Below are 14,773 nucleotides of genomic sequence, written 5' to 3' on the forward strand. Positions count from 1 at the left end.
TCAAGGTCAGGGTTAGGGCGGAGCTAGGAAGTTATCCGGGATACCGATTGTCCTATTTCAATGATCCTTCCGTTAACCCGCTTACGATTCGTTTATGAAATACGACGTACGCCAGGATCATTGGAATCGTGATTAAAGCCAGCGCGGAGAATAGCAGCTTATAGTTGGTCACGTAGCGGCTGGAGAACGCGAGCAGTCCTACGGGGAGCGTCTTCAGACCGTCGTCCTGAATGTAGAGCATGGCTAGCAGCAACTCGTTCCATGCATTCAGCGAAGAGAAAATCGCAACGGTAGCTAAACCGGGACCGAGCAACGGAAGGATAATGCGTATAAATAAGATGCGATCACTGCACCCGTCGATCCGAGAGGCTTCGATCAAATCTTTCGGAATGGAATCAAGAAACGATTTCAATAGAAATACGGCTAAAGGCAATCCTACTCCGATATACGGAAGAATAAGGCCCATGTAGGAATCTTTAAGACTCAGCTTGTCGAAAATGTAGCTTTGCGCGATAAAAAAGGATTGCAAAGGCATGAACAGGCCGATGACGAACAGCATGAGCAACCCTTTGCTACCCTTAAACGGAAGCTTACTGAACGCGAAAGCCCCCATGCTGGCGAATAACAAAATGAAGATAACGGTCAAGGACGTCACGATGACGCTATTCGTAGCATAGGTGCTAATATGTCCGATTTGCCAAGCGTCCGCCCAGTTTTGAAAGTTTACTTGTTCGGGAAACCGGAACGGATTCGTGAATATCTCGCGATTTTCCCGAAAAGAGGACAGGACGAGCCATATCATCGGGTAAAAGTAGAAGCACGAGAGCACGATCATGAACGCGTAATAAGAGATTCGGGACAGCCAACGGCTTCCGCTTCTATCGATCTTGCTGTTTTCTCTGCCTTTAGCGCTCCAAGTGGCTGTTGCCATGGGGTGCACCTCTTTCTCTTTGAATCTTTGCGGTTTAAAGACGGTCTAGTATTCCAGCGTACCGTTGTCTTTTTTCTTCAATTTGTTCGTCACGATGCCGAGAGTGGCGATGACGATCGACATGATGACAGCCAAAGCGGAGCCGTAACCGATGCTCATATTGTTAAATACCACTTTGACTATGTAGGTCGTAACGATCTCCGTCGAGTTATATGGACCGCCGTTGGTCATGACGTAGAAGAGGTCGAAAGCTTGGAAACCGCCGAGCACGCAGAGCATAATAGCGACGTCCACCAGATCCCGAATCATCGGGATTTTTATTTTGAAGAAAATATCCCAGTTGCTTGCCCCGTCCAGATAGGCCGATTCGTAGATGTCGTTCGGTATTCGTTGAATGCCGGCGTAGAAGATGGTCATATAGTAGCCCGCAAAAACCCAACCGGAAACGAAAGTTACGGCATAGATGGCGAATTTGGGATCGCCTAGCCACACGCGGGTCCAGCTTTCCAAACCGATGCTGTTCAGAACCGAATTTATTAATCCGAAATCGGAATTGTATACGAATTTCCATAGGTAAGAAACTACGATCATCGGAAGCATGACCGGAGTGAAGAAAGCGACCCGGAACAATCCGCTGCCCCGTCTTTTCATCGTAATTAAGCCCGCGAGAGCGAGTCCGCAAAATACTTCGAGAATTATCGTAAGCACGATGTAGATGAAGATATGCCAATAGGAGAGTAAGTAAACGCGATCCTGGAAAGCGCGAACGTAATTATCGAAGCCGGTAAAGGTCATTTGACCGAAGCCGTTCCAATCGTAGAAGCTGAATACGAAGGTCATAACGATAGGAACGAGGATCGTTAGGCTGAACAACAATACGGAAGGGGCTACGAATAAGTAAGGCGAGATGCTGAATCTGTGGTTCTTGCGGTTCATTGTTCCACCTCCATAGTGCATATACGGCAGGAGGCCGGCGTCTCGAAAGAGGAAACGTCGGCCTCCTTAACGTTTATTTTTTCAAAGGGGCTATCGTGTTGTCCAATTCGGCCAAAGCTGCAGCGGGCGTTCTAACTCCGCCGAGAACCTGCGAAATCGCCATGTTGAAGGCATTTGCCACTTCGATGTTATATCCCGTGTCCGGAGGCGAAACCAGCATCGTGGATTGTTTCATCATATCGATCAAACTAAGCGATAGCGCATCCGTCTTCTCCGGGTCGATTCCGCCCTTGGCGATCGGCATTGCGCCTGCATCTGCGAGCAGCTTAGAAGATTCGACCGAGCTGTACAGAGCCATGAAATCAACGGCTTCTTGGAAATGAGCCGATTTGGCGTTAATCGCGAAACCGTTTTGTACGCCAAGCACGCTGGTTTGATCGCCTTTGCCATTCGGCATGGACGGAAGATTGAAGTAGCCTAATTCTAATTCGGGAGCGCTTTCCAAGGCGCTTGATACGAGCCAGCTGCCGATCGGATGCATGGCTGCTTGGCCGTTAAAGAACAGCACGTCTCCTTCGTCATCGGCAATCGCGTTTACGCTATCGTTAATATATTTGTTTTCCCACAGCTGTTGGACGTAACCGAGAGCGGTTACGAAATCCGGAGAATTAAACGGCTGTTTCAATTGCAATGCATCGCCGTAAGCTTGCTCTCCTACAACGCGAGAGATAAGATGGGCAATCCAGTTGCCGCCCGGCCATAAGTCCTTGTTGCCCGATGCGAGCGGAGTGATGTTCGCCGCTTTGATTTTCTCGCAGATTTCAATGAATTGCTCCCACGTTTGCGGCGGCTGAATGCCGAGGTCGGCAAATATCTTTTTGTTGTACCAGATGATGTTGGACACATCGCTAGCGGTTGGGATCATGTAAGTTTTGCCATCGAACTCCATGCCTTTGAAATCGCCCTCGGAGAATGCATCCTTAAGACCGTCCTGCTTCAACGCCTCGGTTAAATCCGCTGCGTATCCGCTTTCTATTCTCGTTTTAAGACGTTCTCCGGCCCATTCGAAGTAAATATCCGGCGCGTTTTCCCCGCTAAGAAGGTTGGGAAGGCCGATTGACTGATAGATGGCGTCCTCTTGGTAATTCAATTCCACGTTGACATCGGGATGCGCTTCTTCGTATTTCTCTTTGATTTGCTCCCAGACTTTAATGACGCCTTCGCCTGGCGAAACCATCGCTATGCGCAGGGTTGTTTCGTCTCCTTTGGATGACGAGCCCGAGCAACCCGCGATTCCCGCGGAGAGTGCGACTAACGTAAGACCAATGATCAGCTTTTTCATCGTTTTATGATCTCCCTTTAATAAATTTCATATTGTAGAGCGCGTCGAATGAGATTCGGACCGGCTGGCCGAGGTTCAATGGATGAGGTTTCTCAAAGACGAAATGTCGCTCACCGCCTTTAGTGGAGTATTTTGTAAACTAATGTATACAAATCATGAAAATCGACTGATTTGTAGTAACAATATAATTGCATTGTAATGATCGTAACAACATATTGTCAATGAGTTTATTCGATATTAACGTGGTTTTTAAGGATTTTTAGAAGGGAAGCATAATGTAAGGACAATAGAAAGCCATGAAAAAAGATTGTTATTATAAAATTAACATATTGACAATTTGTTATTATGACTAATAATAAAGTAATGAAATGTTACTACAATTAGGCATCGAGGAGGGGTGGGGGAAAAGCGAATGTGTAATCGCTTTCTATCCGAGGTTAAAGCGCTGAATTTCAGAACGATATTAGAACGTTCGAGATCGCGAGGCAAGGAGCAGTCGGGTTTCAATGATGAACAAAAAGACGAGGGAGGAACGAATGTGAACAGAAAGCTGAAGAAAAGCGTCGCTATCGCGATGACTTCGACAATGCTGCTTGCTTATGCGCCGCTGTCGAGCGCGGCTACGACCACAGAAACGATTCCGGCATGGGCATCCGCGGAAATGAGCTCTTGGAAGGGGCTTGGTCTGCTTCAAGGGGATCGGCAGGGGAACTTGTTGCCGAATCAAACGGTAACGAAGGCGGAATTCCTTGCGTTCGTGAATCGGGTGTTTAATTACCGATTAACAAGCGATAAAACGTTCGGCGACGTGTCTCCGACGGCGTGGTATGCCGATGAGATCTCGAAAGCTTACGCGGCTGGGATTCTGCAGGGTAACGCGAAAGGCGATGTCTCGCCGTTAGCGACATTGACGAGGGAGGAAGCTGCCATTATTCTAAGTCGCGTCTTCGATATCGTATCGTCGGGGTCGACAAGCTTCAAATTCGCGGACGACGATAAAATCTCGACATGGGCGACCGAGGCCGTCTACGCGATGAAAGATGCGGGATATGTGGAAGGAACGAATGGAGAGTTTCAACCGCGCAAAGGCTTGACCCGCGCGGAAGCCGTTAAGATGATCAACAACGTCATGGGAACGCTCGTCGCGGATTCTTCGTCCCATGCGAATGTTCAAGGCGGAAACGTGGTCGTGAATACGGCGGGCGGAACGTTGTCCAATGCCAAGATTAAGGGCAACTTGTACATAACCCCGGGCGTAGGCGAAGGGGACTTCACGATCAACGGATCGGAGATCGGCGGAACGGTATTCGTGCTTGGCGGCGGAGAACATAGCATTATCTTTAAGAACAGCAAGGCGAAGAAGGTGAAGATTTTCAAACCATCCGGTCCTCTTCGTTTTGTCCTTACCGGAACTTCGTCCGCGGACGCTTTCGAAGTGCTCACCGGCGCGCAGATCGTGAACGAGTCGTCGAATCCGATCGCAGCCATTAACGTTTCCTCGAATGCGACGGATACGGTTGGCGTGTCGGGTAACGTTATCGAATTGACGTTTAATTCGAACGGTACGCTGAACATCGGGGAAGGAATCATATCTAATCTAATCTTTTCGAAGTTGTCCAAAGGCGGCAAGGCTAAGCTCGACGCGAAAGCTAAAATCGGGAAAATGATTGCGAATGCCGCCGTGACCGTAACCGGGGACGGAGAAGTCGCCGAAGTTACGATCAATGCGGATGGCGTTGTTCTGGTTAAAATTCCATTGGCACTGATCCTGAATGCCGCTAACGCGAATATCGGCGGCAAAGACGTCACTAAAGGCTGGACCTCGACCGGAGGAACGGGCGGCGGAGGCGGCGGGAGCGGCGGTCCAAAGCCCGATGATATGAGCACTAAACTCTACGACCGTGCCACGGTACTTAATAGTTTCAGCGATACGGGAGCTCAAGGGAACGTGAAGAAGTATCTTCAGTTCTTGGGCGATTCTACTTATGATCCCGAGATTGCTAATAATGTGACTTACTTGCCTGAACTGCTGAACGCGGAGACATTCGTTAATAAGGACTTTACGGTTAAACCTTCGATTTTCCCTTCGATGAGAGGAGTTAACACTTCCGTTCTCACTTTATCCCGCGAATTTTTGTGGATTGGGACCGACGATGGGGTCACGAAAATCAACTTATCCAGCAATGCGATGACGAATTATACGAAAGAGAATAAACAATTGCCGGATAATCGCGTGTTGTTATTAATCTCTGACGGAAGCACCGGTGTGTATGCGATCACGGACACCGGCGTCTCCTATATCCGACAATAAGGAAAGGGGATTCAACCCATGTCAAAAGCAACAACTAAAAAGTTCGTGATGGGAGTCGTAGCTGCTTCCTTGATGTTTACTTTGCCCGTAACCCAAGCTTTCGCGTCAGCGGGAAAGCCGGCCGGAGCCCAGTACTCCACGGTTCAGTTAAAGGCCACTCCAACGAAAAAAATGACGTATTACAAAGCCGGAGATAGTTCCATTCCAAGCGATATCGTCTGGGTAACGGAAAAAACGGATCTCGTTTTCCTTCCTACCGCGGTTACGGACGACGTTACTAGCGTGGTTAAGGACGCGGACGGAGTTTTCTGGATCGGGACGGAGAACGGCCTGCAGCGGGTAGACTTCAAAGAGACCGACGCGAGAGATATCGTGCAATATTTAGCGGGACCGCGTTACCTCTACGGAGGCGACGATCACATTACCGGATTAGCCTCCGATAATAAAGGCGGCATCTGGGCAAGAACGGCTACCGGAGTGACTCACATTGAAATGCCGATGAAAACCTTGTACGAAAAATCCGCCGTTTACGAGAAATTAATCGCTCCCGTGAACGATCGGTTTGGAATGGTAACGGGAACAAGCTTTACGTTCGATGATCCGGAAAACACATACACCGACTATAGTTCTCCGTCGGGGATATTCACGGGCCACCCTTCCACAAGCGATAACGACGGTCTATGGACGTCTATGTATGCGTTGGGAGAGATTTTCCGATATTCCACTTTGAAGAGCGAATACGGAGCGGCGCCTACAATCGCTCAGGCAAACGAGATTAAAACGGCTAAAGACGCCGCCATTAGAGCGACTAAAGCGGTTCTGCTGCTGGATTACGTTTCCGGACGCGGCAACGGGTATCCTGCTCGTTCCTATATGCTGACCAGCGAGGCAGGGGCAATAACGAACACGGGGGACGATTACGGGTACCAGCCTTATGAAAAAGGCTTCTGGTTCCATCATGTCGTGAGCGTGTCCGGAGCCGTGTATAATCCTAACGGTATTATTCCGAGCCTGAGAAGGGACGACGCTACTCCGATCGGTTATTCCATAGTGAGGGTTACGAGGGACTCCTTGACGAAGAAGGGATCGACTTTGTTCCCTTCGGGCGGCACGGATGTCATGAACTACAACGGTATTGCTCTTAGCCAGGCAGCGATCGATGCTCTTAACGAAACGCGTCCTGACGGTCAAAAGCTGGGAATCGATATCAAGACGAATGTCGGCAAAGCGAATAAACCGGTCTACCAGGTGCTTCCTGTTATAACTGCGGCAACAAATAATAACGTTACTTTCGAGGATACGAGTACAAGTAGCGTTAATCGCCCGCTATTCCAACTTACGGCCCCGGTTTACGAGGAGATTCCGACTTTCTTTAACGATTTATTCCCGGCCGGCGTCGTTGTGAACGGCAAAATCGATATGAATCAGATCGTGTATAAAGCAGACACGTCCTCCGATGAAATCGCCGGACATTCCGCGTTGTTCTTCGCGGCGTATAAATTTTTATGCGACGACCCCACCGATGCGGTGACGAATGAAATGAAGAGTTTAATCGCCAAAGCATCGAACCGTTTGACTAACCTGATCTTGGAAGACGACCATTATTATATCGAAGACGCGACGGGGAAATCGACTCAGTGGTCTCGTTGGTTGTCGCAATACTTTAATGACAGCGTGAGCGTCATGAAGCAGAACTCTCTCTGGACCTTGAAGATCGGGGCGGACGAGAATGGCGACGATGCATTGTCCTATGGCTATGAAGACGGTCCGTTGAACGCGCTGGGAGTTATGGGATTGCTTAAGACGGCAATGTACGTTACCGCGGAGGAATATCCGCAAGATCAAGCGAAATTCGCGGCGGCATACGATCTGGCGTTCGACGGAGAGTATAGCACGGCACAACCATTCGTGAACGGCAAGGGATATATCCAATTAGCCAACGAATATATTGAGCGTAGATTAGTGCGCCAAGCGACGAATGCATACAATAACCACGACAACATTCCCGTAACGAGGGAGACCATCGTTTATCCCGAAATTTCCAAAGATATTGACGAAGGCGATAAATTACAGATGGATTCCAATGCAAACGCAACCGTACACCAAGATTGGACGCAGTATATCAATTATTCGGATGAAGAGCTCGGATGGTTCCCCGTATTCCAATTAATTATGTTGGAGAAAGATCCGCAAAGACACAAGCAGATCGTCGACGCGTTCGATCAGTGGTATTCCAATGAGGTACGGGAGGAAAATCCGTTCTACACTTTCCTCTATCAACTGGCACACCCTGATTATACGAACGTGGATTTGACTTCCGCGGTTAGATTTCTGTACCGTATGCCGGAATATCGCATCACCTTTAAGTCGCAGTACGACCGTCAAGACGTATTCTATATCGAGCCCGGCGATCGGGACGAGTACTCGCAGACCAACTACGCGCTGCCTCCGGATGAGCGGCTGATCATTAAGAACAACAACAATCCGTTCGAGACGATCGAAGGCGAGTATTCCGCCAATCCGAATTTTAATTACGAAGTACAAGACGAATTGGAGAGCGCGACCGTATTCACCCTCCCTTACTGGATGGGCCGCTACTTCGGCATCATTAAAGAAGCGCAGTAATGGATAAAACAAAAAAAAGAGGGGTTCGCCCCTCTTTTTTGTTTTGCGATTTAGAAGAACCTCTCAATCGTATAGTTCGGGAAGTCTCCGCGAAACACGCCGAAGCTGTATTCCAGCGGGGTGTTGTCGGATAGATATGTGAAAGTTTTTATCTGAAGGCAAGGCGAACCTTCCTTGATATTCAGGAGCTTCTTGGCTGTCTTGTCGGCGAGAACCGGCTTAAGCTGCTCTACGGCCCGATGAACTTTGAGATTGTATTTCGTTTCCAGGAAGTCGAATAAGGAACCGTCCTTGTAGTCATTGATGAGACCCGGAGCCATACTCCAGGCGATGTGCGTTCTTTCGTAGAGGAGAGGTTCGTTGTCCGCATATCGGACTCTTAATAATTGATTAATAGGGGCGTTAGGCGGGATATGCAGAAACTCGTCTAAGGGAGTTTCCGCAGGAATGACCTTCGCTTCCAGCAGCTTGCTCTTGGGTTCCTTACCTTGCATCAACACATCTTCGGTAAAACTGCGGGTTTGGATCAATTGAAGCTCTTTGCGCTTGACGAAGGTGCCTCTGCCTTGAATGCGTTCCAGAATGCCTTGAAATTCAAGTTCGTTCAGCGCGAGTCGAATCGTTGTTCTGCTAGCGTTGTATAGAATACACAATTCGGCTTCGGTTGGCAATTTCTGACCAACGCTGTAAATGCCTGTTTGGATTTGTTTGAGAATCTTTTCTTTAATGTTATAGTACAAGGAACTTTTTTGACGCTTTGTCACTACAAATTACCTCCGAAAGTCAATTTTATATTATTATATCATAGCTATTAACGGTGTTAAAGTAAGCAGTATTTATGTAGTTTGTTGGGTTTCAATGGTTATTACAAAATCGGAAACTAGTCTGTTTATCTATATCTACGAAAAAGTACGACCAGCATCTTACAGGTGTTTCAGTATATCGAAATTCCGCATTAATTCTTGACTAAATGTTGTATCAAATACTATAATTACGAATAATGGTTATAACAAATTAGGGTCGGACGGGCGTCTGATTCGGGTAGCGATGGAAGCTTATTATTAGAGAGATTCGACAAAGGTTGCGATCGAGAGGATGAACGGTTAATGAATCACAAGAAACGATTAAAAGTGGTCGTGATTGGCGGCGGATCGTCATACACTCCGGAATTGGTGGAAGGATTAATTAAGCGTCGGCATGAATTGCCGATCAAAGATTTGTATTTGGTAGATATCGAATCCGGTAGAGAGAAGCTGGAGATCGTCGGGGCGCTGGCGAAACGGATGGTGGAGAAAGCGGGCGCGGACATTCGAATCCATCTGACGATGGACAGGGCGGAGGCGATTCGCGATGCCGATTTCGTGACGACGCAGCTTCGGGTAGGACAATTGGAAGCAAGAGGTAGAGACGAGCGTATTCCGCTTAAATACAACCGCATCGGTCAAGAAACGACAGGGGCGGGCGGATTCGCGAAAGCTCTCAGGACGATTCCGGTCATATTGGATATTTGCAAGGAAATGGAACAACTAGCCCCCGATGCTTACTTGCTTAACTTTACGAATCCGGCCGGTATCGTTACCGAGGCGGCTTTGAAATACAGTAAGATCCGGACGATCGGATTATGCAATTTGCCGATTGGCATTAAGATGCAGATCGGAGAGTTTTACGGAGTGGAAGCCTCAAGGGTCGATATCGAGATGATCGGAATAAACCATTTAAATTGGACGACTCGTATTCTCATAGACGGCGTCGACGTTTCCGAATCTTTCTTGGACAAGGCGGCCGGGGCTAAAGGACTGACGATGAAGAATATTTCCGACCTCGAATGGGACGGACAATTCTTGCAATCGTTGGGTGCATTACCTTGCAGCTATCATCGTTATTTCTATATGAAGGATGCTATGCTAGCTGAGCAACTGGAAGACTTGGAAACCCAAGGGACTCGCGCGGACGTGGTCAAACAAGTGGAGGCGGAATTGTTCGAGCTGTACAAGGACCCGAATCTCGCGATCAAACCTCCTCAACTGGAGCAAAGAGGCGGCGCGTATTATTCGGAAGTGGCGGTTAATCTCATGACTTCTATTTATAACAACAAGAAGGACATTCAGACCGTGAACGTTAGAAACAACGGTATTATTCCTTTTCTGCCGGACGAAGTTTCCGTAGAAGTGAATTCGATCATAGACGCGGACGGCGCCCATCCTATTCAGCTTGGGAAACAAGTAGGTCCTGAAATACGAGGGTTGCTCCAATTGGTGAAGGCTTACGAGGAACTAACGGTAGAGGCGGCGGTGCACGGTGATCTCAAGGCGGCTTTGCAGGCTTTAACGATTCATCCGCTTGTCGGCGACGCTGAAATCGCGCAATCGATCCTGAACGACATCTTGGAACAGAACAGAGAATACCTTCCGCAATTTCAAAGTTGAATAATCAATTCTATTCCAAATAAAGAAAAGAGCCGTGGTACCCATAGACTGGACACTTAGAAAGAGGTGTTCAGGCTGTAGGTACCTTCTTTTATTTTACAAACTATATCATCCCGCTTAATTCCTCGGAAATAGAACAGTTCTATAGTTGTGAAGGGTAGAGATAGCAACAAGACTAAAGAGACACCCCACAAAAAACCACATGGGAGGAAAAGGGAATCATGAAAAATCGGTTCAAGAAAGAGCTTGCCGTCGGGTTGATCCTTACTTTGCTCGTCGTGCTGCTAGCTGCTTGTGGAGGCGAAAACAATAATAAAACGAATAATTCGGGTGCCAAGGAATTGTCTTTAACCGAAATCGAAGCCAAAGCGAAAGAAGAAGGCTCCGTCGTCAGCGTCGGCATGCCGGACTCTTGGGCGAACTGGAAAGGCACGTGGGAGGATATTCAATCCAAGTACGGACTTAGCCATACCGACACCGATATGTCGAGCGCGGAGGAGATTGCCAAGTTCGAGGCGGAGAAGGATAAACCGACTGCGGATATCGGCGATGTCGGCATTGCGTTCGGTTCGGTAGCGATCGCGAAAGGCGTCACTCAACCTTATAAAACTTCATACTGGGACGAAATTCCCGCTTGGGCGAAAGACCAAGACGGACATTGGCTGATCGGTTATCAAGGGACGATCGCATTCCTCACGAATAAGAAACTCGTAGCGAACCCGCCGCAAAGCTGGGAAGATCTGAAGAACGGCAATTATAAAATCGTTACGGGAGACGTGACGAAAGCCGCTCAAGCGCAAATGGCCGTATTGGCCGCCGCGATGGCTTTCGGCGGAGACGAGTCGAATATTGAGCCCGGCCTTGCGTTCTTCGAAGATCTGGCGAAGAACGGCCGACTGGCTAACGTAGAAGCATCGGTCGCTAACATCGAGAAGGGCGAAGTCGAAGTGACTTTGCTGTGGGACTTTAACGCTCTGAACTACAGAGATCAGCTTGGCAAGGATCAGTATGCGGTAACGATTCCGAAAGAAGGTAGCGTCGTCAGCGGATACGCGACGATCATTAACAAATACGCTCCGCACCCTAACGCGGCTAAGCTGACGCGGGAATACATTCTTAGCGACGCGGGACAGATCAATCTGGCTAAAGGCTATGCCAGACCGATCAGAGACAGCGTGAAGCTTCCGGACGACGTGGCGGCGAAGCTGCTGCCTAAGGAAGATTACGCAAACGCGAAGCCGGTCGGCGATTACAAAGTATGGGAAGAAACGGCTAAGAGCATTCCCGAGCAATGGCAGGAGCGCGTTCTCGTCCATATCAATTAACGGATTGCCCGCTTAAAGCGGAGCGGATAGCAGCATTGAGGCGCCTTCGTCCGCGTAGCGAGGGCGCCTGCTTTAATACCGCCATAGGAGAGTGGAAGGCATGAAGGCTAGAAACCGCTGGATGCTGCTCGGATTGGTTCCCTTCGCGCTGATGGTGCTGGCATTCCAATTCGCGCCGCTCCTGTCCATGCTCACGGGAAGTATAAGCAAGTCGGGCGCATCGGGATTAACGTTCGCCCATTACGATAAAATCTTTCACAGCGCCTATTATTTGAAAGCGATCAAGAATAGCTTGCTGATCGCTGTATACTCGAGCCTGATTGGGATTGTCGCCGGACTTCTGTTCGCGTATTCGATTACCCGATTTGCGCCCAAAGCTAGAGACAGGCTGCTCATGTTATCCAACATGACTTCGAATTTCGCCGGCGTTCCGCTTGCCTTCGCTTATATTATTTTACTCGGCAACAATGGGGTGTTCACGCTTCTGTTCAAGCAGTGGGGCTGGGATATCTTCTCCGGCTTTAACTTGTATAGCTGGACGGGGCTAGTACTCGTGTACGTATATTTTCAAGTGCCGCTTGCTTTGCTGTTATTGTACCCTTCCTTCTACGGAATCCGAGAACAATGGAGGGAAGCGGCGGAGTTGCTCGGAGCTACCCGATGGCAGTTCTGGACAACCGTCGGACTGCCTATGCTGACACCGGCGATATTCGGAACGCTCGGTATCCTGTTCGCGAATGCCATGGGAGCCTACGCAACGGCTTACGCGCTCGTCGGCGGTAATTACAATTTGCTGGCGATTCGCATAGGCTCCTTAGTGGCGGGAGATGTCGTGAACCAACCGGAGCTCGGCAGCGCGTTAGCGGTATTGCTGGCACTATCTACGTTGCTGGCGGTATTCCTGAACCATCAGATGTCTAAGCGTTCCCAGCGCTTTACTGCCGCCTATGCTTCTAATCAGAACCTCAAGGGTCTCCGTTCTCGCAAGCTAAGGCAAGGCGCTCCGGCTCAGGAGGGGGTGAATCCATGATCAAATCCAGATCAAGATGGACGCATCGTACGCTTATGCTGTTGCTCATGACTTACTTGCTGCTTCCGCTGCTCGCTACCTTCTTGTACGGATTCGCCAAGGAGTGGCAGACGACGGTTCTTCCCGAGAGCTGGACGCTGGAATGGATCCGGGAGATGTTCAAGGACGTCCGATTTCTTGAAGCGTTATGGACGTCTCTCTATCTCTGTCTCATCAGCATCGCGTTAAGCCTTGCGGTAATGTTGCCCGCCGTATTCGTCATCACGGTGTACTTGCCGAAGTGGGAAACGTTCATGAAAGGATTAGTCGTGCTGCCCTATGCCGTTCCCGGCGTCGTGGCCGCAGTCGGGCTTATCCGTACCTATTCCTCGGGTCCGATCAATATTGCCGGAACGGCTTATATTTTGATCGGAGCTTACTTCGTCGTCGTGCTTCCCTATATGTACCAAGGAATCCGCAACAGCTTGCTTACCGTCTCGGCGGTTGAACTGCTTAATGCCGCGGAATTGCTCGGAGCTTCTCGGATGAGGGCGTTCGCGACGATCATTCTGCCGAATATATGGCCAGGCGTGATCATCTCGACGTTGCTCAGCTTCTCCGTTCTGTTCGGCGAGTTCGTGCTTACGAATATGCTGGTCGGCGGCCATATTCAGACGATTCAGGTGTATTTGTACCAACGGGTCGGGGAAAGCGGACATCTGGCAAGCGCAATCGCGATTTCGTATTTCTTATTCATTCTAGTCATGTCTACGATACTGATGAAGCTAGGCAAGAAGGTCAACAGGGAGGTGGAGAGATGAATCCGTCGTATTTGGAGCTTCAGGGCATACGGAAGACGTTCGGGGCTTCGACCGTGTTGGACAATGTGGATTTAACGATTCGGGAGGGCGAGCTCGTCACTCTGCTAGGGCCTTCGGGATGCGGGAAAAGCACGTTGTTGCGTTGCATCGCGGGCTTGACCGAACCCGATAGCGGGCGAATTATCCTTGAACGGAAAGATATCGCCAGTCTGCCGCCGCGCAGTCGCGAGGTGGGGATGGTCTTTCAATCGTATGCTTTGTTTCCGAATTTAACCGTCCGCGAGAATGTAGAATACGGGCTTAAGATGAGAGGCGTCGCCAAAAAGGAAAGAGAGACGCGGTGCGAGGAACTGCTAGCTCTGGTCGATCTGGCGGATAAGCGGGATGCGTTCCCGCAGCATTTGTCCGGCGGGCAACAGCAGCGGGTCGCGCTTGCGAGGTCGCTAGCCGTGCAGCCGAAGGTTCTGCTGCTTGATGAGCCGCTCAGCGCGCTCGACGCGAAGATTCGCAAAAGCTTGAGAATGGAAATCCGAGAGATTCAGAAAAGGCTGAAGATGACGACGATCTTCGTTACCCATGACCAGGAAGAGGCGCTGACGATATCCGATCGAATCTGCATTATGAACAACGGGCATATCGTTCAGGACGGCTCTCCCGAAGCCTTGTATTCGACTCCGCGCACCGAATTCGTCGCACGGTTCATGGGCAGCTATAACGTATTGGCTAGAACGGAAGCCGTTCGGCTGTTCGGTCAAGGGGTCGGTTCCGCGGATAGCTTCGCGTTACGACCGGAGTCGGTGAAGCTGCTTTCGCAGCACGCGGAGGATAGCGAGGGTTCGCAGGGCGAGAAGCGCATCGTTGAAGGGTCGATCGAATCGGTGAGCGTCCTCGGCAATATCATTCGTTATTTCGTCCAAGCGGAAGGCGTCCGGTTAACGGTCGATATTCTGAACGACGGACGTTCGCGCCGCACGCAAGATGGAGGCGCGGTTCGATTGGCGCTCGATCCTTCCCAGTTGTTGCAATTGGAGAAGGAAGGGGCTTAAG

Annotated in this window: 11 protein-coding genes; 7 read left to right on the forward strand and 4 right to left on the reverse strand. The window is 49.6% G+C overall.

Annotation, left to right across the window (positions count from 1 at the left end; translation table 11 throughout):
* Positions 1-52: 52 nt before the first annotated feature.
* The 3 genes from HH215_RS27380 to HH215_RS27390 all read right to left on the reverse strand — a co-directional run bounded on the left by HH215_RS27380 (position 53) and on the right by HH215_RS27390 (position 3,209).
* Entirely contained in the window at positions 53-931 is an 879-nt protein-coding gene (locus HH215_RS27380) for a carbohydrate ABC transporter permease (RefSeq protein ID WP_169282772.1), read from the reverse strand.
* A gap of 45 nt (positions 932-976) precedes the next feature.
* Positions 977-1,867, reverse strand: coding sequence for a carbohydrate ABC transporter permease (locus HH215_RS27385; RefSeq protein WP_169282773.1), 891 nt, complete (start codon positions 1,865-1,867; stop codon positions 977-979).
* Positions 1,868-1,940: 73 nt separating this feature from the next.
* The gene (locus HH215_RS27390) at positions 1,941-3,209 is read right to left on the reverse strand and encodes an ABC transporter substrate-binding protein (RefSeq protein WP_169282774.1); all 1,269 of its coding nucleotides are present in this window, start codon (positions 3,207-3,209) and stop codon (positions 1,941-1,943) included.
* 538 nt (positions 3,210-3,747) lie between these two features.
* Here HH215_RS27390 and HH215_RS27395 point away from each other — a divergent pair.
* Positions 3,748-5,520, forward strand: a complete 1,773-nt coding sequence (locus tag HH215_RS27395) for an S-layer homology domain-containing protein (protein WP_169282775.1) — start codon at positions 3,748-3,750, stop codon at positions 5,518-5,520.
* An 18-nt stretch (positions 5,521-5,538) separates the two neighbouring features.
* Positions 5,539-8,145: a two-component regulator propeller domain-containing protein gene (locus tag HH215_RS27400; RefSeq protein ID WP_169282776.1), complete on the forward strand. Its 2,607-nt coding sequence runs from the start codon at positions 5,539-5,541 to the stop codon at positions 8,143-8,145.
* A 50-nt stretch (positions 8,146-8,195) separates the two neighbouring features.
* On the opposite strand, the gene HH215_RS27405 is transcribed toward HH215_RS27400, so the two are convergent.
* Entirely contained in the window at positions 8,196-8,909 is a 714-nt protein-coding gene (locus tag HH215_RS27405; protein WP_169282777.1) for a GntR family transcriptional regulator, read from the reverse strand.
* 342 nt (positions 8,910-9,251) lie between these two features.
* On the opposite strand from HH215_RS27405, the gene HH215_RS27410 reads away from it, so the two are divergent.
* The 5 genes from HH215_RS27410 (at position 9,252) to HH215_RS27430 (ending at position 14,772) form a co-directional block, all read left to right on the forward strand.
* On the forward strand, positions 9,252-10,571 hold the full coding sequence (locus HH215_RS27410) for a 6-phospho-beta-glucosidase (RefSeq protein WP_169282778.1): 1,320 nt from the start codon (positions 9,252-9,254) through the stop codon (positions 10,569-10,571).
* 221 nt (positions 10,572-10,792) lie between these two features.
* The gene (locus tag HH215_RS27415; RefSeq protein ID WP_169282779.1) at positions 10,793-11,896 is read left to right on the forward strand and encodes an ABC transporter substrate-binding protein; all 1,104 of its coding nucleotides are present in this window, start codon (positions 10,793-10,795) and stop codon (positions 11,894-11,896) included.
* A gap of 100 nt (positions 11,897-11,996) precedes the next feature.
* Positions 11,997-12,926, forward strand: coding sequence for an ABC transporter permease (locus tag HH215_RS27420; protein WP_169282780.1), 930 nt, complete (start codon positions 11,997-11,999; stop codon positions 12,924-12,926).
* Positions 12,923-13,726, forward strand: a complete 804-nt coding sequence (locus HH215_RS27425) for an ABC transporter permease (RefSeq protein ID WP_169282781.1) — start codon at positions 12,923-12,925, stop codon at positions 13,724-13,726. Before HH215_RS27420 ends, HH215_RS27425 begins: the two co-directional genes overlap by 4 nt.
* Complete coding sequence (locus HH215_RS27430) at positions 13,723-14,772, forward strand: ABC transporter ATP-binding protein (RefSeq protein WP_169282782.1); 1,050 nt, start codon at positions 13,723-13,725, stop codon at positions 14,770-14,772. The genes HH215_RS27425 and HH215_RS27430 overlap by 4 nt, the downstream gene beginning before the upstream one ends.
* Position 14,773: the final 1 nt, after the last annotated feature.

The organism is Cohnella herbarum, from assembly GCF_012849095.1.
Taxonomy (GTDB): domain Bacteria; phylum Bacillota; class Bacilli; order Paenibacillales; family Paenibacillaceae; genus Cohnella; species Cohnella herbarum.